This window comes from Mesorhizobium sp. M0830 (assembly GCF_040319965.1).
GTDB lineage: Bacteria > Pseudomonadota > Alphaproteobacteria > Rhizobiales > Rhizobiaceae > Mesorhizobium.
Genome location: NZ_JAMYOR010000028.1, coordinates 16,582 through 37,063 on the forward strand (window position 1 = coordinate 16,582; position 20,482 = coordinate 37,063).

At 62.0% G+C, this 20,482-nt stretch carries 16 protein-coding genes; 7 read left to right on the plus strand and 9 right to left on the minus strand.

Translation table 11 applies throughout. From position 1 onward, the window contains the following. Positions 1 to 1,009: 1,009 nt before the first annotated feature. Positions 1,010 to 2,959 carry a coiled-coil domain-containing protein gene (locus tag NKI20_RS17785; protein ID WP_352832492.1) on the minus strand — a complete coding sequence of 650 codons (1,950 nt, stop codon included), beginning with the start codon at positions 2,957 to 2,959 and terminating at the stop codon, positions 1,010 to 1,012. A 575-nt stretch (positions 2,960 to 3,534) separates the two neighbouring features. Between NKI20_RS17785 and NKI20_RS17790 the strand changes: the two genes are divergently transcribed. The 3 genes from NKI20_RS17790 (at position 3,535) to NKI20_RS17800 (ending at position 7,837) form a co-directional block, all read left to right on the plus strand. Further along, on the plus strand, positions 3,535 to 4,404 hold the full coding sequence (locus NKI20_RS17790) for a transglutaminase-like domain-containing protein (protein ID WP_023762519.1): 870 nt from the start codon (positions 3,535 to 3,537) through the stop codon (positions 4,402 to 4,404). Positions 4,405 to 4,733: 329 nt separating this feature from the next. Further along, complete coding sequence (locus tag NKI20_RS17795; RefSeq protein WP_352832496.1) at positions 4,734 to 6,212, plus strand: pilus assembly protein TadG-related protein; 1,479 nt, start codon at positions 4,734 to 4,736, stop codon at positions 6,210 to 6,212. 356 nt (positions 6,213 to 6,568) lie between these two features. After that, positions 6,569 to 7,837, plus strand: coding sequence for a class I SAM-dependent methyltransferase (locus NKI20_RS17800; RefSeq protein WP_023762517.1), 1,269 nt, complete (start codon positions 6,569 to 6,571; stop codon positions 7,835 to 7,837). A 118-nt stretch (positions 7,838 to 7,955) separates the two neighbouring features. Here NKI20_RS17800 and acs read toward each other — a convergent pair whose 3' ends face one another. Beyond that, positions 7,956 to 9,911, minus strand: a complete 1,956-nt coding sequence (gene acs, locus NKI20_RS17805) for an acetate--CoA ligase (RefSeq protein ID WP_352832501.1) — start codon at positions 9,909 to 9,911, stop codon at positions 7,956 to 7,958. Positions 9,912 to 10,226: 315 nt separating this feature from the next. On the opposite strand from acs, the gene NKI20_RS17810 reads away from it, so the two are divergent. Next, positions 10,227 to 10,499, plus strand: a complete 273-nt coding sequence (locus NKI20_RS17810; RefSeq protein WP_031261216.1) for an usg protein — start codon at positions 10,227 to 10,229, stop codon at positions 10,497 to 10,499. Between the two features lie 34 nt (positions 10,500 to 10,533). Here the strand turns inward: NKI20_RS17810 and NKI20_RS17815 are convergent, their stop codons facing one another. Together NKI20_RS17815 and NKI20_RS17820 are read right to left on the minus strand one after the other, a co-directional pair. Next, positions 10,534 to 11,568, minus strand: coding sequence for an aldo/keto reductase (locus tag NKI20_RS17815; protein ID WP_352832504.1), 1,035 nt, complete (start codon positions 11,566 to 11,568; stop codon positions 10,534 to 10,536). A 56-nt stretch (positions 11,569 to 11,624) separates the two neighbouring features. Further along, a complete protein-coding gene (locus NKI20_RS17820; RefSeq protein WP_352606301.1) occupies positions 11,625 to 12,806 on the minus strand; it encodes an MFS transporter in 1,182 nt (393 codons plus the stop codon). 119 nt (positions 12,807 to 12,925) lie between these two features. Here NKI20_RS17820 and NKI20_RS17825 point away from each other — a divergent pair, with 119 nt between their 5' ends. Continuing rightward, positions 12,926 to 13,834 carry a LysR family transcriptional regulator gene (locus NKI20_RS17825; RefSeq protein ID WP_352606303.1) on the plus strand — a complete coding sequence of 303 codons (909 nt, stop codon included), beginning with the start codon at positions 12,926 to 12,928 and terminating at the stop codon, positions 13,832 to 13,834. 48 nt (positions 13,835 to 13,882) lie between these two features. Here the strand turns inward: NKI20_RS17825 and NKI20_RS17830 are convergent, their stop codons facing one another. The 5 genes from NKI20_RS17830 to NKI20_RS17850 all read right to left on the minus strand — a co-directional run bounded on the left by NKI20_RS17830 (position 13,883) and on the right by NKI20_RS17850 (position 17,023). Then, entirely contained in the window at positions 13,883 to 14,932 is a 1,050-nt protein-coding gene (locus NKI20_RS17830; protein ID WP_352606305.1) for an aldo/keto reductase, read from the minus strand. A gap of 115 nt (positions 14,933 to 15,047) precedes the next feature. Then, positions 15,048 to 15,467, minus strand: a complete 420-nt coding sequence (locus NKI20_RS17835; RefSeq protein ID WP_352606306.1) for a hypothetical protein — start codon at positions 15,465 to 15,467, stop codon at positions 15,048 to 15,050. A 148-nt stretch (positions 15,468 to 15,615) separates the two neighbouring features. After that, positions 15,616 to 16,017, minus strand: coding sequence for a type II toxin-antitoxin system VapC family toxin (locus tag NKI20_RS17840; RefSeq protein WP_352832511.1), 402 nt, complete (start codon positions 16,015 to 16,017; stop codon positions 15,616 to 15,618). Beyond that, a complete protein-coding gene (locus NKI20_RS17845; RefSeq protein WP_023762507.1) occupies positions 16,017 to 16,271 on the minus strand; it encodes a type II toxin-antitoxin system Phd/YefM family antitoxin in 255 nt (84 codons plus the stop codon). The genes NKI20_RS17840 and NKI20_RS17845 overlap by 1 nt, the downstream gene beginning before the upstream one ends. An 89-nt stretch (positions 16,272 to 16,360) precedes the next feature. Further along, complete coding sequence (locus NKI20_RS17850) at positions 16,361 to 17,023, minus strand: YggS family pyridoxal phosphate-dependent enzyme (protein ID WP_352832515.1); 663 nt, start codon at positions 17,021 to 17,023, stop codon at positions 16,361 to 16,363. A gap of 155 nt (positions 17,024 to 17,178) precedes the next feature. Here NKI20_RS17850 and leuS point away from each other — a divergent pair, with 155 nt between their 5' ends. After that, the gene (gene leuS / locus NKI20_RS17855; protein WP_352832518.1) at positions 17,179 to 19,803 is read left to right on the plus strand and encodes a leucine--tRNA ligase; all 2,625 of its coding nucleotides are present in this window, start codon (positions 17,179 to 17,181) and stop codon (positions 19,801 to 19,803) included. After that, a complete protein-coding gene (locus NKI20_RS17860; RefSeq protein ID WP_023762504.1) occupies positions 19,790 to 20,368 on the plus strand; it encodes an LPS assembly lipoprotein LptE in 579 nt (192 codons plus the stop codon). Before leuS ends, NKI20_RS17860 begins: the two co-directional genes overlap by 14 nt. The last annotated feature ends 114 nt before the right edge of the window (positions 20,369 to 20,482 follow it).

Consider the following 20,482-nt stretch of genomic DNA (forward strand, 5'->3'; position numbering starts at 1 on the left):
TAACCAATTGCCGTACTTTGTCCGACGGCTCGTCCTGCTGCTTCCCGGCGTGGCGGCTTTCGTCATCGGCTAGGTCTAAGTGCCCAGGGCCTTGCTACGCCGGACCCCTCCCCTAATTGCTTCCCTGGGCGCCTTACTCGCGAGTTTCCTATTTGGGGGCAGCGGCGGTTGTGCCGTTGTGACTGCATGCCGCGGAACGACGGCCAGACCGACACACCTATGGAGGTCGTCGTGCGTCAATCCCGTGGATACAGCTGGGCATTTCTCGCAGTCGCTTGCTCGATCGCGGTAGCTGGCGCAGGCGCTGCAGCCGGCGACCAGAGCGGCCGAGGGCAAGGCGCTGGCGGCCATCATGCTGACAATGGTGGAGGCAATGACGGCGGAGGACATGGCGCTGGCACCCATCGCAGCGAAGGCCGCAACGGCGGCCCGCAGAAAGGGCTTGGCGGCGACCCCAGCCCCAGCGGCAGTTCACCGCCGGACGACGGCGAGACCGGTACCACTACAACGACCGTAGGAGCGCCAACTACGGCCAGTATCGTCCCGTCCGCAGACCGCGGACAGCCGCTCGGCCTCCCGCCCACCCTGCAGCCTTCCAGCGACAGCAACAATTCATCAACGGTCAGCCCAATCGTAGCGCGGCCGGGCGTCCCGAATAAAGTCGTTCGCGCCTGCCATGATGCAATCGAGTCGGCCGCCGCTCCGTTCGGTGCGACCAGCGTGCGCGTCAGCAGCGCAGGTTTCATACATCGCCTGAGCCCAAATACGATCTCGGCTCCCATTGAGGTCAGCATCGACTATGTACGGCAAAGCAACGTAGAGACGCGGCGGGCGCCGATCAAATGCGAATTGAATGCGACAGGCAGCGTGATCGGACTGACATAGCGCATCGCACAGAACTCCTCGCCGACGGGAGCAGGACGAATTCGAAAGAGATGATTCATCCTGGCCTACGGCGTAGCTATGACCTTCGGGGCCTCAAAGAGGGATCGCGCAGTCGTTTTGGAAATCACTCCAACGTCGCTTGTCTCGGCCTGAGCGAATAGGGAAGTGTGATGGAACGCACGCTGGTCATCCGCGATGGATTGCGAACCTTGCTGCGTGCAGTCTTCTGGCTGACAGCCTTCACTTGGCCGGTCGCGGCTGCTGCGCGGGCAGAACGCGTCCTCAGCGGCGGCTCGATCTGCGCGCTGGGACGCTCAGTCCTGAGCCTGTCATTGTCGGCGCGTGCGGCGGCCAAGTCGCGGGCAAGAGTAGCAGCGGCTTCACGTTGCTTGTCCAGAGCCGTCTTCAAGTCGGCGACCCCTGCCACGAGTGCTCGGGCGGCGTCGCGCTCGCGGCGAACTCTGTCGAGATCCTCATGGATCGAAACTGCTGCAGCGCGTTCTCGGTCCAGAGCCCGTGCCGTCTCGGCTGCAGTCTGTTCAGCACGCTCTCTCGCTGTGACTGCACCGGTCCGTCCCTGCTCAGCCGCGTCCGCGCGCTTCACGAGCGCGGCATTGGACAGTTTGACTTTGGCGAGATCGCCACGAAGATCCGCAGACTTCCGGCGCTCCTCATCGAGCATTCCGCTCGCTTGCGCCAGCGAAACCTTGGCCTTGGCACGATCCTTGGCGGTCTCGATCTCGAGCTGTTCAATTTGCGCCCGCGCTCGCGATAAATCGCGCGCCAGCCGCTCCGATCGCTGACGCTCCAGATGAGCAGCGGGCATCTCCACAAAAACATAGTTGGCGGTCTCGCGCAGCAGCGTACGGGCATCTCCCGCAATGCGTCGAAATGCGTCAAGGGTTCGAGCTGCCGCGAGTTCGTTGCGCAATCGCTCCTCGCGTGCGTTGTCGGCGGCTGCCATGGTTGCCCTCAGCGCGTCGATCTGCTTGCTCGACTCGAGGAGCGCTTTCTGCAGAGCGGCGCTCCTGGCGCGCTCGCCTTCCGCCACCCGCCGCTCCTGGTCGGCCAATTCCTTCGCAGCGGCTGCCTGAGCACGAGCTGCCCCGACTTGCGCCCGAGCAGCCTTAAGGTCCGGATTAAGCAATTCGACACTCGTGCGCCCGTCTCCCTGCGCTGGTCCATGCATGCCTAGAGCAGCACTCGCCGGAAGCTCGAAGGATCGCGAAGGTTCCGGATTGGCGTGGCCTTGCGCCGGCGAAATGGCGGGGGCTCTTTCGATCCAGTTTTGTCTCGTCATCGCATAGCCAAGCGGCACGGCCAGACAGATTGCGGCGCCCAAACGGAGTACAAGACCGATCGGCCTGAGAACGCGAGAGGGTGAAGCCGTCGCGATGGCCGGGTCGGGATCCAGGCTGGATCGTCCCGTTTGAGCTGTGGTCTTCAAACCGCGATGCGCCGGATTGACCGACTGAGCAGCCTTGCGACGCAATTGGTCCCATACTGACCCTGACCCACTGATTCGCTTCCCGCGTTCCGCGAAGGCTAATTGTGTCGGCGCACGGCTCAGAATCCACAACACCGGTTCGCTTAGAGCGGCAAAATTGACCGCCGCCTGCCTATAAACATAATCAGCGATTTCTCTGATGGATGTCGCAAGTCGGCCGGATTGCGGGGTTGTGGAAGCAAAAGCACTGGTCCGGGCCACTGACGAGCGCGCCCAAGCTTCGGAACTTGCGTCGAAATGTTCGACCCGCACCCCGAACTGCTGGTAATTGGCATTCGAAGGCCGAACATTCGGGTGTGCCGTGTCTGAGAGATCTGAAAGCTGAGAAGAAGGTACACGCTCGGTCGCAGGGTCGACCGGGCATTGCCAGTCCCAAGGAGCCTGCCCGGGAGGATAGGATATGCCTTCGCTCAGGTCGGCATCTGGTTTTAGGCGACGTCGCCTTTGCACTCCGATGACGATGCGCCGGAGCACAAGATAGATGCCCACTGACGCAAGTAATGCTATCGCGCCCAGTACGGCAATCTCTGCGTCGTCTGCGTAAATCTCAGCAAGATAATTTGGCATTGGCGTGCCCGTGCGGTCTTGCGTGTATTCTTAAGCCCGTGAAGCTGTGTTTTGGCCCTCACCTTGGCGCTGGCCAAGCCTTGGATCGCTCGCGAACTTGTCACTTGCCTCGAGGTCCCTCCAGCATTTCAACGTCCCGAGAAATCTTGCGTACCGTTCCATCATTTCCGGCTGTGGACGGTCCATCCTGAGCTTTAAGCTAGGTCACAGAACTCCACGGTCAACCGTCACCATATTCATAACAGCGGCCCGACCCAGATTCATAACAGCGGCACCCAGCCGCGCCATCACCGGCACTTTGTTCTTCGTGCCGTCGGCGACATTCCTCGAAATATTGCGACGCGGTCACCTCGACCGCTGGCGCGGTCCCGTCGGGCGGACCTCATTCCGACGTTGGTCAGTAGGTCTAAGTCTTGGTCAGTAAGTTCGCCACCGATAGCCTACGAGGGAAATGGCTGGGCGAACCATTCGCAAGCTGGCTGTTTTGTTGGAAAGGCGACGTCCCAATGGGAACCACAGCGCGTTCTGTCGCGTTCCAACAAACTGCTTTCCGCGATAATCGAAGGGGGACTGCGATGCTGATCCGGCTCGGCTACGAAATCGCCATCGAATGTACTGCGCCCACCCCGGTGATTTCGCTGCTCGAGATCCACAAGGACAGGCAGGCCGACATCAAGCGGCAGACGCGGCTGCTGACATCGCCTGCCGTGTCGACCAGGCTCTACCACGATCCGTACGGCAATGGCTGCCGCCGCTTCACCGCGCCCGCTGGCGGCTTTCGCATCCTCTACGACGCGGTCATCGAGGACAGCGGCGAGACGGACGAGGTCAACACAGTGGCCAGGGAAGTGCCGGTGGCGGACCTGCCGGACGAGGTGCTCGGCTATCTCCTGGGCAGCCGCTATTGCGAGACGGATCATCTAAGTGATCTGGCTTGGCAGCTCTTCGGCGAAATCCCGCCTGGTTGGGCGCGCGTGCAAGCCATCGTCGATTATGTCCACAACCGGTTGTCGTTCGGCTACGGCTATGCGCGCTCGACCCGCACCGCGGCCCAGGCGCATGAGGAGCGCGTCGGCGTCTGCCGCGACTACGCTCATCTGGCGATCACGCTGTGCCGCTGCATGAACATTCCGGCGCGCTATGTGAACGGCTATCTCGGCGACATCGGCGTGCCGATCGATCCGGCGCCGATGGATTTCTCGGCATGGCTGGAAGTGTTCCTCGACGGCAAGTGGTACACATTCGATCCCCGCCACAACATGCCGAGGATCGGCCGCGTCGTCATCGCGCGCGGCCGCGACGCCACCGACGTGCCGCTGCTGCACAGCTTCGGCCCGCACCGGCTCAGCCTGTTCAAGGTGTGGACCTACGAACAGGAAGGCAATCTGTTCAACCCGCCCTATCGCGGCATCGACAGGACCGTCAGCGCGCAGATGCTGGCTTAGTAGCCGCGAGGGTCGGACCCGACCATTTCGCGTGCTGCGGCGGTTTCGGAACAGCTGGTCCGCTTCGGCACAGAGGCCCTGTGCCGCAACAGGACGTCGTCTGGCATTGCGCGATCCCTGTAGCTGATCATGGTAAGCGGCTCGTAAACATCGCTGCCGCCCGCGGATTTCTGTTTACCGGTCGTTCACCTTGGCGCAGCTTAACGCCAAACAAAAACAAAGAGTTGGCGGTTGGAGCCTCACCTTATGAGGCGTAGCGGCGCCATCCGGCTGCAATCCTGCGTTGCCCTGTCCACGGCGACGAGGCCGAGGCAAGCGGGGGCTGTAGGATGCGGAATTACGGGGGTCTTGTTCAAGCGGTCGGCGGGTTCGCCAGGGATCGCGGTGGAAATTTCGCAGTCCTGTTCGGCCTTAGCGCCTCGGTCTTGGCGCTGGCTGCGGGCTTTTCGGTCAACATCTCGCAGCTCTACAATGCCAAATCGAGCCTCCAAGGCGTGATCGACGCCGCGGTGACATCGACGGCACGCGACCTGACCACTGGGGTCATCAAGGAAGCCGATGCCAACAATTCGGTGAAGGCTTTTCTCGACGCCAACGATACCGCCGGAATTCTACAAGCTGGCCAGGTCGTCCTTGACCGGCTGATCGTCGACAAGACCGCCAAGACGGTCCAAGTGGATGCCCATGTCGATGTTGCCTTGTTCTTCCCGATTTTCGGCATGAGCGATGCGAGACGCGTCGCCGCTTCCACGACGGCGCTCTATTCGGACAAGACCATCGAAGTGGCGATGATGCTCGACATAACAGGATCGATGGCGAAGCGGGGCAACGTCGACAAGATCGGCGATCTGAAAGCAGCTGCGAAAAACGCCGTCCAGACCATGCTCCGGAACCAGGATCCGAAGAACCCCCGCGTTCGCGTCGCGATTGTGCCATACGCATCTGGCGTGAATGCCGGCAAGCTGGCTGAAAACGTCTATGCCGAGAAGCAAGGGAGTTCCGAGCTACCACCGGTCGCCGGCGGTTCGCTTCTCGTCGCCAAGACGGGCAAAAACTTGCTGCCGTCCTTCAGCGACTACATCTCCATTGTTGGCGCGGCGATGCCGCACCCGGATAATTGCGCCACGGAGCGCAAGGACAAAAATGGCGATGCGGATTTGAGCGCCGACGGCCCGGACACGGTTCGGGCGGACGGGAACGGCAAGAAATATTACGCCCTGGTCAACCGGGATGATCATCTCGGTGGCGGGGGAATGAACAGGTGCCCTGATGCGAAAGTGATCCCGCTGACCGCCGAGTCCAGCGCATTGCTGGATTCGATCGACGACTTCCGGGCCGATGGTTACACGGCGGGCGCGATCGCCATCCAGTGGACCTATTATATGCTATCGCCGCAATGGCGCACTGCGATCAACAATGCCGGTCTCGGCAAAGGCGCCTCGGATGCCGATCCGAAGAAGATCGCCAAGGTCGCGATCCTGATTACCGATGGCCAGTTCAACACCGCCTTCGCTGGCGTCGGGGGCAGCTACAATAGTCAGGGCAACCTTGCGCGCGGCAACGCCGAAACGTTGTGCGGTAACATGAAAAATGACGGCATCGAGATTTTCACCATCGGCTTCGATCTGAACGACAAGGACATGTCGGCAACCGAGCGGGATCAGGCGAAGGCGGTGCTGAAGGGCTGTTCATCGAAGGACACCTCAACCGCCAAGAGACATTTCTTCGACGTGTCCACCGGAGTGGAATTGGACGCCGCCTTTCAGGAAATCATCCGCAACACCGAAAAGGTCGCGTTGACTCAGTAGTCCGCAAACGGAAAAGGCCGCCTCTTCTTTCGAAGCCGGCGGCCTTCCGTGTTTCCGTCCGTGGCGCGGCCCAAGGCGGTGACCTATCAGGTCACCCGCCGCGCATTTCGCGCCTTAACGGGAAGACTGCTTCCCGAAAGTGCAATCCGCTGAGGCCACGTTCTGGAAAACGAAATCACTCGACATCGGATCACCTCCTTTCGATTTGTTGAACACACCGAGATGATGGGGTCTCATTTGGGAAATGGCAAGGCGTCGTGTTGAAAAAGGCGCCAGCGGGTTTTCCGCGGGATTGCGACCGACCGGTCTGACGGGCAAACTCAACCTGACCAAGCTAGAAGCGAGGGAGGATTGTCATGGAGGCAGCCGACAAGGCAGCTCGGATCGTTCGAACGATCATCGAGACGCTGAAGCCAGGCTTCGCGGTCAGATTGTGGACCGGCGAACGGATCGGCCCGGTCACCGGCCCCGTGCTCACCATCAACGACCAGGACATCGTCTGGCAGATGGTCCGCCACCCCACCTTCTCGACGCTGATCGAAATGTGGATATCCAAGACCGTCGACATCGAAGAGGGATCGCTGTTCGATTTCTACGCCTTGCCCTCGCAAGGCAAACTCAGGACGAAGTTGAAGACATTGCCGAAGCTGGCGATCCTGCGGGACCTGCCGGCAGTGCTGTTTTCAAGGAAACAGATGACGGCGCGGACCGATCTTTCAGGACGCAATCCCTTCGTCAGCGGTTCAAGCCAGGAAGCGATCCAGCATCACTATGACATTTCGAACGCTTTCTATCGGCTCTTCCTCGACGAGCGCATGGTCTACAGCTGCGGCTACTTCAAGGATTTCGCCAACAGCATCGATCAAGCGCAGATCGACAAGCTCGACCACATCTGTCGCAAGCTCCGGCTGAAGCCTGGAGAAAGACTGCTCGACATCGGCTGTGGCTGGGGAGCGATGCTCATCCATGCCGCGAAGAACTATGGCGTCATCGGCCATGGTGTCTCGCTGTCGGAGGCGCAGACCAGTCTTGCCCGTGAGCGCATCCGCGCCGAGGGGCTGGAGGACCGCATCACCATCGAGATAAAATCCTATACGGAACTCTCCGGCTCGTTCGACAAGATATCGTCAATCGGCATGTTCGAGCATCTCGGCCTTGCCAACCATGCCGCTTATTTCTCGACCGTTCATCGCCTGCTCAATCCGGGCGGCATCTACCTGCATCACGCCATCACCAGGCGCAGCAAGGGCGATATGAAAAAGACCTTGCGCAAGGGGCCGGAATACAAGGCGCTGATCAAATACATCTTCCCCGGCGGGGAACTCGACACCATCGGCATGACGCTCGGCAATCTCGAAGCGCATGGTTTTCTTATCTACGATGTCGAGAACCTGCGCGAGCACTATGCCCGCACCTGCAGGTTGTGGGCCGAGCGATTGCGTGCACGTTTCGCGGAGGCAATCGCCGAGGTGGGCGAGCCGAAGGCACGCCTGTGGCTGCTCTACCTGACCGGCTGTTCGATCACCTTCGAGCGCGCCTCGGCGCAGATTTTCCAGACCGTCGCCACCAAGCGCGCGCGTGGCCCAAGCGGGCTGCCGCCGACGCGGGCGGATCTGTACCGGTAGCTTACAGGACACGCATCGTGTCGCCGACCTTGATGCCGGTCGGCCGATCGACGTGCAATAAATGCCGAGATTATGCGCGTTGTGGCGAACCAGAATGCCAGTGCAGTCCTGGTTTTTGTCAGGCCTTCTTGTTCTGCCGGTTGGCGATCAGATCGTCGACGACGGCAGGGTCGGCCAGCGTCGAGGTGTCGCCGAGTGCCGAAAAATCATCCTCGGCGATCTTGCGCAGGATGCGACGCATGATCTTGCCCGAGCGCGTCTTGGGCAGGCCGGGCGCAAACTGGATCTTGTCGGGCGAAGCGATGGCACCGATCTCCTTGCGGACATGGGCGATGAGCTCCTTGCGCAATTCCTCGCTCGGTTGCTCGCCGGCCATCAGCGTGACATAGCAATAAATGCCCTGCCCCTTGATGTCGTGCGGATAGCCTACGACGGCGGCTTCCGAAACCTTGTCGTGACTGACAAGCGCGGATTCGACTTCTGCCGTGCCCATGCGATGGCCGGAGACGTTGATGACGTCGTCGACGCGGCCGGTGATCCAGTAGTAGCCGTCGGCGTCGCGGCGGCAGCCGTCGCCGGTGAAGTACTTGCCTTTGTAGGTCGAGAAATAAGTCTGGATGAAGCGGTCGTGATCGCCGTAGACGGTGCGCATCTGGCCGGGCCAGGAATCGGTGATGCACAGATTGCCGTCTGCGGCACCCTCCAGCACCTTGCCTTCGCCGTCGAGCAGTTGCGGCTTGACGCCGAAGAACGGCCGCGTCGCCGAACCTGCCTTGAGATCGGTGGCGCCAGGCAGCGGCGTGATCAGGATGCCGCCGGTCTCGGTCTGCCACCAGGTGTCGACGATCGGCACCTTGCCGTTGCCGACGACGTTGAAATACCACTCCCAGGCTTCCGGGTTGATCGGCTCGCCGACCGAACCCAGCACACGCAGCGATTTGCGCGACGTCTTGGTGACATGCGCATCGCCGGCGCCCATCAGCGCGCGCAGCGCCGTCGGCGCGGTGTAGAAGATGTTGACCTTGTGCTTGTCGATGACGTCCCAGAAGCGCGACTGCGACGGATAGTTCGGCACGCCTTCGAACATCAGCGTGGTGGCGCCGTTGGCGAGCGGGCCGTAGACGATGTAGCTGTGTCCGGTCACCCAGCCGACGTCGGCGGTGCACCAGTAGATATCGCCGTCATGGTAGTCGAAGACATATTGGTGCGTCATCGAGACGTAGACGAGGTAGCCGGCGGTGGTATGCAGCACGCCCTTCGGCTTGCCGGTCGAGCCCGAGGTATAGAGGATGAACAGCGGATCCTCGGCCTTCATCTTCTCGGGCTTGCACTCGGCCTTAACCGTCGCGACCTCGTCATGGTACCAGACGTCGCGTCCGGCCACCCAGCCGGTCTTGCCGCCGGTGCGGCGCACGACCACCACCTTTTCGACTGTCGTTCCGGCTTTCGCGGCGATGTCGATCGCCTTGTCGGTGTTGTCCTTCAACGGGATCGGCTTGCCGCCACGCAGGCCCTCATCGGCGGTGATGACGAAGGTCGACTTGCAATCGTCGATGCGACCGGCCAGCGCATCCGGCGAAAAGCCGCCGAACACGATCGAGTGGATGGCGCCTAGCCGAGTGCAGGCCAGCATCGCATAGGCGGCTTCCGGGATCATCGGCATGTAGATGGTGACGCGGTCGCCCTTCTTGACGCCGTGCTTCCTCATCACATTGGCAAGCCGGCAGACATGCTCGTAGAGCTCGTTGTAGGTGATCTTCTTGTCGTCGTAGGGATTGTCGCCTTCCCAGATGATGGCGGTCTGGTTGCCCCGCTTCTTCAGGTGCCGGTCGATGCAGTTGACCGAGACGTTGGTCAGCCCGTCCTCGAACCATTTTATCGAGACCTTGCCATCAAAGGAGGTGTTCTTGACCTTGCTGTAAGGCTTGAACCAGTCGATGCGCTTGCCGTGCTTGCCCCAGAACTTGTCCGGGTTCTTGACGCTGTCGGCATACCATTTCAGGTAGGTGTCATTGTCGATCAGCGCGTTTTTCTTCCACGCCGGCTGGACGCGATGGACATGAACCTCGGACATTCCGGACTTCCCTCCCAAACCGATCCGCCGGCTTGAAACGCCGGCGGGATCGCGGCAAAGCTGCCGCGAATTCGGCGGCATTATTACCAGTTCGTCCGTCATCGCAATATTAGACGTTGGATTCGCGCGGCGGGATGCCGCAGGGACCCTATCCAAGGCTGTCAGCACTCAGATCAGCTCGCTGCTAACTGCATGTTTTCGCGCGGAAAACCCGTTCTCGATCAGGAAAAATCAATAGACAGTTAAGCAACGGCGCGCACACTCTGACCTTGGGAGGAAAGGAGACTCAACCAGAGACCACCCAAGAGGACTGCCATGCGCGACCATTCCGAAATGGACCTGATGTTCAAAGGCTATGGCCTGACCACGGCCAAGATTCTCTATCATTTCCCCGACCATCCGCATCTATTGCAGAGCTTCATCTGGCAGGACTACGACCTGGCGCCGACGTTTCCGGTGCTGATCAAGTTCATCGAATTCTGGAAGGCCAAGCTCGACGGGCCGCTGCATTCGATCAGCTACACACACCAGAAGCTGATCGCGCCTAATGAATGGCGCAAGGTGGATGGCGAGTTCGTCTTGCACTAAACGGTGGCGGGGCCGCCGTTCAGGGGTTACCAACTCAAACCGCCGGCGGGTTCAGCCGGGCGAAGCCTTCCTGGCGGCGATAGGGGAAGTACGGGTAAGGCGCGGTGACTTCGCTTGCGGCGTCGAGCTTTTTCATCTGCTCCGGCGTCAAATTCCAGCCAATGGCGCCGAGATTCTGGCGCAACTGTTCCTCGTTGCGGGCGCCGATGATCACAGACGATACGGTCGGGCGCTGCAGCAGCCAGTTGATGGCGATCTGAGGCACGGTCTTGCCGGTTTCCTCCGCCACTGCGTCAAGGGCATCCATGATCCGGTAGAGATGCTCGTCCTCGACCGGTGGCCCGAAGCTTGCCGTGTCGTGCAGCCGGCTCTTTTCCGGCAAAGCCTGACCACGGCGGATCTTGCCGGTCAGGCGGCCCCAGCCGAGCGGGCTCCACACCAACGCGCCGACGCCCTGGTCGAGGCCGAGCGGCATCAGCTCCCATTCATAGTCGCGGCCGACCAGTGAATAGTAGACCTGATGTGCGACATAGCGCGGGTAGCCGTGCTTGTCGGCTTCCCCCAGCGACTTCATCACTTGCCAGCCGGAAAAGTTGGAGACGCCGACATAACGCAGCTTGCCGGCGCGTACGAGTTCGTCCAGCGTCGACAGCACCTCTTCGACCGGCGTGCCGGCATCGAAGGCGTGTAGCTGCAAAAGGTCGATATAGTCGTTGCCGAGACGTTTCAACGCGGCGTCCACCGACTTGATCAGCCGCGAACGCGACGAGCCGTAGTCGGCCGGCCCGTCGCCCATCGGCAGCGAGGTCTTGGTCGAGATTAGCACGGCATCGCGCCGGCCTTTTATGGCTTCGCCAAGCACCCCTTCCGACGCGCCGTTCGAATAGACGTCGGCGGTGTCGAACAGGTTGACGCCGGCTTCAAGGCAGATGTCGATCAGCCGCCGCGCTTCCCTGGCGTCGCTGTTGCCCCAGGCGCTAAACAATGGGCCGGAACCGCCAAAGGTTCCCGCGCCAAACGAGAGTGCCGGCACTTTCAGGCCCGATGCGCCGAGACGTCGATAGTCCATTTTCTTGCTCCAGGTGATGTGGACGAGGGATGTCGAAAGCGATCCGGTTCAGATATTCACGACTGGACGGAGGCAGGGGCGCCGAGCGTGCCGGGGCGATCGAGACGCAGCGCCAGTCCCGCTACGGCGAGTGCCGCGAGCGGCAGCAGCGCGGCGACCCAGGTCAGCGAACCAAGGCCAAGGCCATGCGCAATCGCCGCGCCACCGAGCCAGGCACCTGCCGCGTTGCCGAGATTGAAGGCCGCGATATTGAACGACGAGGCGAGGCTCTGGCCCGCACCTTGCGCCTTGTCCAGCACCCACATCTGCAGCGGTGCCACGGTGGCGAAGGCGGCAACGCCAAGCAGGCCGACATAGATCACTGCCATCACCTGGCTGTGGATGGCGAAGGTCATGGTGGCGAGCACCACGGCCAGCACCACGAGACTGCCGAGCACGGCGGGCACCAGCCAGCGGTCGGCGACCTTGCCGCCCGCGAGATTGCCGGCGATGAGACCGCCACCGAAGACGAGCAGGATAGGCGATACCGCCGCTTCCTTGAAGCCGCTTATCTCGGTCAGCAACGGGGCGACGTAGGTGAAGACGGCGAAGACACCGGCATAGCCGAGTACGGTGGTGGCGAGGCCGAGCAGGACGGGCGTGCGGCGCAACACAGCGAGATCGGCGCGCAGGTCGCTCTTTTCGGGTGCAGTCCGGCTGCGTGGCACCAGTGCCAGGATAACGGCGAAAGCCGCCATGCCGACTAGGGTCACCGCCCAGAAGGTCGCGCGCCAGCCAAAGGTCTGGCCGAGCCAGGTGCCGAAGGGCACGCCGAGGATGTTGGCGATGGTCAGGCCGGTGAACATCAGCGCAATCGCCGAGGCCTTCCTGTTGGGTGCGACCAGTCCGGTGGCGACAACAGAGCCGACGCCGAAGAAGGTGCCATGGGCAAAGGCGGTGATGATGCGGGCGCCCATCAGCGTCCAGTAGTCGGGGGCCAGCGCACAGGCGAGATTGCCGAGCGTGAAGATCGCCATCAGTGCCAGAAGCACGGTCTTGCGGGGCCAGCTGCCGGTGGCGATGGTGAGCAAAGGGGCGCCGATGACGACGCCAAGCGCATAGCCGGAAATGAGCTGGCCGGCGGCCGAGATCGTGACGCCGAGATCCTTGCTGACATCGAGCAGCAGACCCATGATGACGAATTCGGTGACACCGATGCCGAAGGCACCGGCGGCGAGGGCGTAGAGAGCAAGAGGCATGGCGGTTTCCACTTCGATGGCGACGAGCGCCGTCCCGCGCCCCGGCCCGAAAGATCGTGTCGCAGCGCATTGTGAACCAGACTTGCCCTGGGCATATTCTCTGTGAAATAGATTCACAGATGGCTAGGCCCGACATCAATCGCTCCGGCGAGATCGAAGTCTTCGTGCGTGTCGTCGAGGACGGTAGTTTTTCCGCCGCGGCACGCGCATTGCGGATGACGCCGTCGGCGGTCAGCAAGCTGATCGGGCGGCTGGAGGCGCGGCTCGGCGCGCGGCTGGTCAGCCGTTCGACGCGAAGACTGCAACTGACGCCGGAAGGCACCGCGTTCTACGAAAGCGGCCTGCGCATCCTCGCCGACATGGCGGCGGCCGAGCAGGAGGCCGCGGCGGGTGCGGCACCGCGCGGACGGCTGCGCGTCAACAGCTACGTTCCCTTCGGAGTGCACAGGCTGATCCCGCTGCTGCCGCGCTTCCTCGAGCGCTATCCCGAGATTTCGGTCGATCTGGTGCTGAGCGACAGCGTCATCGACCTGATGGCGGAACGTGCTGACGTCGCCATTCGTGCCGGGCCGCTCAGCGAATCACGGCTGATGGCGCGAAAGCTTGGGCAAAGCCCGGTGGTCGTCGTCGCGGCGCCTTCATACGTCGAAACGCACGAAACGCCGCTGAAACCGACCGATCTCGACAGGCACAACCGCATGGGCTTCGGTTTCGTGCGGCACCTCGACGGCTGGCCATTTCTCGATGCGGCCGGCAACTCCATCATGGTTCCAATCATCGGCAATACGCTGGTGAGCGATGGCGAGGCAATGCGGCTGATGGCGCTGGCGGGCGCGGGCATCGCCCGGCTGGCCCGCTGGCATGTGGCGGCCGATATCGCTGCCGGCCGGCTGGTGCCGCTGCTCGAGGATTTCAATCCAGGCGACGAGGAGGCCACCCACGCCGTCTATGTCGGCCAAGGCCGGCATCTGCCGGCGCGGGTGCGCGCCTTTCTCGATTTTCTCGTGGAGAGCGTTCGGCTGAGCTGACTGGCGCTCGGGAGCCCACAGGCTCCCGAGATGTCGGCATTGGCCGCGTTATGCTTTCGGCGTGAACGGCGCTGGGCGCCGGCCGGCAGCCTGACGCTCCAGCATCCAGCCGGGATATTCGGCCGGCAAGGCGCTGACATCATCGAGGCGGACAAGATCGTCGGCGTCGAGCCTCAGCTGCGTCGCCGCAAGATTCTGCTCCAGCTGCTCCATGCGGCTCGCGCCGATGATGACGCTCATCACGAAGGGTTTGGCCAGAACATAGCCCAGCGCGACTGTCGCGACACTCACGTCATGCTTTTTGGCGATCTCGCGCATGACGGCCACAGCCGCCCAGGCGCGGTCCTCGTTGACCGGTGGGAAGTTGAAGGAAGCGCGGCGCCCTTCGCCATTGCCCGGTGCGCCGGGCCCGTATTTACCCGACAGCAGTCCGCCGGCCATCGGCGACCACACCATCAGGCCGAGCTTCTCCTCATTGAGCAGCGGCACGATCTCGCGTTCAAGGTCGCGACCGGCTATCGAGTAATACGACTGGACGGTCTCGAAGCGAGCAAAACCCTTGCGGTCGGCGATGCCGAGCGCCTTGGCGATGCGCCAGGCCTGCCAGTTAGAGACACCGGCATAGCGAACCTTGCCGCTTGCAACGAGATCGTCCAGCGCCCGCAGCGTCTCGTCGATCGGCGTCACGGTGTCGGTGCCGTGCAGCTGATAGAGATCGATATGGTCGAGCTGCAGCCGCTCGAGACTGGCGTCGACCGAATCCATGATGTGGCCGCGCGACGAGCCGCGCTGGTTGGGGCCTTCGCCCATGGCGCCGTGCACCTTGGTGGCGATGACTACATTCTGTCTGTCGACACCAAGGTCCCTGAGCGACTGCCCGAGCAGCCGTTCGGACGCGCCGAAGGAGTAGACGTCGGCGGTGTCGAAGAAATTGACGCCGGCGGCGAGCGACCGGGCAACGATCTCGTTGACGCCCTTCTGATCGAGGCTGGCGATCAGGCCCCATTGGGCATTTTCGCCGGCAGCACCGAAGGTCATGGTGCCGAGGCAGAGTTCGGAGACGAACATCCCCGTATTTCCAAGCTGGTTATAACGCATGGTGGAGGCTCCAGAGAGTTTGTGATGACACAAAACAAATAGGAACGGTACGTTTCGTTTCTAGTGTTGGCCCAAAGAATTTCTCATCTGGCCAATGCCTGGACGTGCCCGACGGTCAGCTGGCCAGTAGCGCCACGATCGCGAAGGCTGTCATGCCGAAGGCGACGGCGGCAAGCGGCAGCAGAATTTCGAGCAGCGCTCTCTTGGAGGCAACGCGGTTGCCCTGGCCGAGATCGAATTCGCCGGCGATCCAATCCTCGAAGCTGCCGATGCTCGCGGGTGTCCACGGGCGGTGCCGATACCAGACATGCCCGGCGACGGCCGGCAACGCCACCGCCATAACAAGGAAGCCGGTCATGACGACGAGAAGATAATCGGCGTAGCTGCTGCCGCCGAAGCCTGCCCAGGCGGACAGTGCGTACCATCCGGCAAGTCCAGCCATCGCACCATAGATATCTGGATGCAGCCGGTCGGAGACATGCCGGTTGTGAGGCCGGTCACGGGGTTGTTTGTGGGAAAGGTGTTCGTTGTTCATGATGCCCTCCTTCGACATTGCAAAGGAACGGCCATGACGGTCGCTCAGGGTCTCCGACGGAGGTAGGGAGGGGGCGCGGCATCGCAATGCGATGCTGTGACGCGGCTGCCGCATCCAACCTCCGGGGTTTGTGGCAATGTGGGACGGGTCAGATCACCCAGGGATTGAAGACCGTCACGCCGGTATTATCAAAGTCGGCAACATTGCGGGTCACGAGAATGAGGTCATGGACAAGCGCGGTTGCCGCGATGAGCGTGTCGGCGCTGCCCCTTGTACGACCAGCAGTGATGCGCCCCCAGGCCAACGCGACATCTTCCGAAACGGCAAGAATGCGGTCGGCGTTATCCCGCCGCAGCTCCCGTAGCCACAAATCGAGGCGCGTTGCCTTTTCGGAGTCGACCTTGCGTAGCTTGACGATCTCACGCTCGATCTCGCCAAGGGTAATGACGCTGAGGCTCACCGATGTCGGATCCACCGAAGTAAGCCATTCAGTCGGCTTGGGTAGCCGCCTCTGCACGTCCGAAACGATGTTCGTGTCGAGCAGGTACATCAGAGGTCGACATCCCGAATCATCGTATCCGAGCGACGGTTGACCTCCTCGGCGAAATCATCGTCCCAGACCGGGCCCGTCAAAAGATACTCGGCAAGGCTTTTCTTTTTTCCGGCCAAGCGGTCGTAGTCTTCCGCAGAGAGCACCACTGCCGCGCGCTCGCCGCGCAGGGTCACCGTCTGCGGTCCCTCGCTGCGCGCGCGTTGAACCACCTTGGAAAAATTGTTCTTTGCGTCCTGAAGATGCCAGTTCATGAGAATGCTTCCTAGCTAGCTTGGCTAGATATAGCATTGTTGCGGTGAGGCAGCAAAAAATGCCGCACTCGAACTGCAACTATCAATGGCTATCGAATGCCGAAGATCGCGGAACCGACCCGGACGCTGGTGGCGCCGAAGGCGATCGCAGTCTCGTAGTCGCCGGACATGCCCATCGACAGCTTGGCGACGCCGGCCTCTCGGCCAAGCTTCTCCAGCAGGGCAAAGTGCGGACCCGGATTTTCGTCAGCTGGCGGGATGCACATCAGGCCCTCGATGGCGAGGCCGTGCACATCGCGGCAGCGGGCGACGAAGGCGACGGCCTGGCGCGGTTCGATGCCGGTCTTCTGCGGCTCGGAGCCGGTGTTGACCTGGACATAAAGCCTTGGCGCATGGCCTTGCCTGGCGATCTCCTTGGCAAGTTCGGCGGCGATCTTCTCGCGATCGACCGTCTCGATGACATCGAACAGCATCACCGCCTCCTTCGCCTTGTTCGACTGCAGCGGCCCGATCAGATGCAGTTCGATATCCGCAAATGCCTCCTTCAGCGCCGGCCATTTGCCTTGCGCTTCCTGCACCCGGTTTTCGCCGAAGACGCGCTGGCCGGCCTCGATGACCGGGCGTATGTCGGCGGCGTCAAAGGTCTTGGAAACCGCGACCAGCGTCACCGCTCCAGCCTGGCGGCCAGCCTCGTGTTCCGCCGCAGCAATCCTGGCCTTGACCGTGAAAAACTGCTGAACGGCGTCGCCCATATGCAAATCCTGCTGTTTTGGCCCGCGTTTTCGTCAGACGCGATACCCATATGGTTGACGGGTTTGCCAAACCATGGTGAACACCCGGACCACAATCCCTGAACTGCCGAGCCGTTGCCCGCAGTTCGCGCATGCTTTTAAGTGAAAAACGCCCCATGGCAACCGAACGATACAATCCGCGCGCGTCAGAGCCCAAATGGCAGAAGGCCTGGGACGCCAAGAAGCTGTTCGAAGCGCAAAATGACGATCCGCGCCCGAAATACTACGTGCTGGAGATGTTCCCCTATCCGTCGGGGCGGATCCATATCGGCCACACCCGCAACTACACGATGGGTGACGTCGTGGCACGCTACAAGCGGGCCAAGGGTTTCAACGTGCTGCACCCGATGGGCTGGGACGCGTTCGGCATGCCGGCCGAGAACGCGGCGATGCAGAACAAGGTCCATCCCAAGGAATGGACCTATCAAAACATCGCCACCATGCGCGAGCAACTCAAGGTCATGGGCCTGTCGCTGGACTGGGCGCGCGAATTCGCCACCTGCGACGTCGACTACTACCATCGCCAGCAGATGCTGTTCCTCGATTTCGTCGAGAAGGGGCTGGTGACGCGCAAGTCCTCCAAGGTCAACTGGGATCCGGAGGACATGACCGTGCTCGCCAACGAGCAGGTCATCGACGGGCGCGGCTGGCGCTCGGGCGCGCTGGTGGAACAGCGCGAACTGACGCAGTGGTTCTTCAAGATCACCGACTTTGCGCAGGATCTGCTGGATTCGCTCGACGGCCTCGAGGAATGGCCGGAAAAAGTGAAGCTGATGCAGCAGAACTGGATCGGCCGCTCGGAAGGCCTCCTGATCCGTTGGCCGCTGGCAGATGCTGTCGGTGGCGAGCATGAGCTGGAAGTCTATACGACACGGCCCGACACCATCTTCGGCGCTTCCTTCATGGCTGTCGCCGCCGATCATCCGCTGGCCAAGAAGGCTGCGGAAGGCAATCCGGCGCTGGCGAGGTTCATCGAGGATATCAGCCATATGGGCACCTCGGTGGCGGCGCTTGAGACGGCTGAGAAGAAGGGCTTTGACACCGGTATCCGCGTCGTCCATCCGTTTGACGACAGCTGGACGCTGCCTGTCTATGTCGCCAATTTCGTGCTGATGGAATACGGCACCGGCGCCATCTTCGGCTGTCCGTCCGGCGACCAGCGCGACCTCGACTTCGCCACCAAATACGGCCTGCCGGTTATCCCGGTGGTGATGCCGGAAGGCGAGAATCCGGCAAGCTTCCAGATCATCGATCAAGCCTTTGTCGACGATGGCGTGATGATCAACTCGCGCTTCCTCGACGGCATGAAGCCGGATCAGGCTTTCGACGAGGTGGCGAAGCTGCTGGAACAGAAGACCATCGGCAACCGGCCGATGGCGGAGCGCAAGGTGAATTTCCGCCTGCGCGACTGGGGCATTTCGCGCCAGCGCTACTGGGGCTGCCCGATCCCGATGATCCATTGCGAGGATTGCGGCGTGGTGCCGGTGCCGAAAGCCGACCTGCCGGTCAAGTTGCCCGACGATGTCGATTTCGACCGGCCGGGCAATCCGCTCGACCGGCATCCGACATGGCGGCATGTGAAATGCCCGCAATGCGGTAGAGATGCGCGGCGCGAAACCGACACGATGGACACCTTCGTCGATTCGTCCTGGTATTTCGCGCGCTTCACAGCACCCTGGGCGCATGAACCGACTGATCCCAAGGCGGCCAATGAATGGCTGCCTGTCGACCAGTATATTGGCGGCATCGAGCACGCGATCCTGCACTTGCTCTATTCCCGCTTCTTCACCCGTGCCATGCGCGAGGCCGGTCATGTCGATCTGGCCGAGCCGTTCAAAGGGCTGTTCACGCAAGGCATGGTGGTGCACGAGACCTATCGCGTCGGCTCGGCATCGAATGGCCGCTGGCTGGCGCCCACCGAGATTCGGCTGGAAGACGTTGACGGCAAGCGCCGCGCCATCGAGATCTCTACAGGCGAGACGGCGACGATCGGCCCGCTCGAAAAGATGTCGAAGTCGAAGAAGAACACGGTCAGTCCGGAAGACATCACCGATGGCTATGGCGCCGACACGGCGCGCTGGTTCATGCTGTCGGATTCGCCGCCAGAGCGCGACGTTGAATGGACCGACGATGGCGCCGCCGGCGCGCATCGCTTCATCCAGCGCATCTGGCGCCTGGTGTCGACGGCGGCCGAAACGTTGGCCGGCATCGAGCCCGCGGCGGCTGGCAGCGACGAGGCCGCTGTGGTTTCCAAGGCCGCGCACAAGATCCTGAAGGCGGTCGGTGAGGATATCGAGAAGCTGGCTTTCAACCGCGCCATCGCCCGCATGTACGAACTGGCCAACGCGCTGACCTCGCCGCTCAACGAGGTGGCCGAAGGCAAGGCTGATGCAGCACTCAAGGGTGCCTGCCGGCAGGCCGTGGAGATTCTCGTGCATCTGATCGCACCGGTCATGCCGCATCTGGCAGAGGAGTGCTGGGAAACGCTCAGCGGCACCGATCTGGTTGCCGAACGGCCGTGGCCGGCGTTCGATCCGGCGCTGGTCGTCGACAACGAAGTCACCTATCCGGTGCAGGTCAACGGCAAGAAGCGGGGAGATTTGACAATTGCCCGCGACGCGGACCAAGGTGCGGTCGAAAAAGCGGTATTGGCTCTCGACTTCGTGCAGAAAGCGCTCGAAGGAAAGGCTCCGCGCAAGGTGATCATCGTGCCGCAGAGGATCGTCAATGTCGTTGCCTGATCGGGAAAAGACAGGGCTGAGCCATGTGCTGCGCCATATCGCGTTCGCCGGCCTGGTCGGCTCGCTCGCGCTTGTCTCGGCCTGCACCGTGCGGCCGCTCTATTCGAGCGCGTCGCTGTCGGGTTCGCAGGCGAGCGCCAATGCCGAACTGGCTTCGATCGCCATCAAGCCGGTCAACTCGCGTTACGCCCAGCAGGTGCGCAACGATCTGATTTTCGGGTTTGGACGAGGTGCCGGCGAGCCGGCCTCACCGGCCTATTCGCTCAATCTCGGCGTGACCGAAGCCGTCGAATCCGCGGCACTTGTGCAGGTTGGGACCAACGAGGACGAACCGACCGCCGGTTCAGTGACGCTGACTGGCAACTATACGCTGTCCGATGTGAAGACCGGTGTGGTGATCGCATCCGGCAAGCGTTCGATCACCTCGTCCTTCGACAGGCCGCGTCAGGAGTTCGCCGCGTACCGGGCGCAGATCGACGCCGAGAATCGCGCCGCGCGCGAACTGGCCGAAGCGCTGCAATTGTCCATCGCCCAGGATCTGGTCAGGCACGCCAAGGCCAGCTAGCACGGCTTATCGGTTTAGCGCCCCAACATGATGGGATGATCGTGAGACCACGATCAGGTTCCCGGATAGAGACGTCCTGCATCGCCGCGAAGAGACGCCATCCGCCGCCCCAGC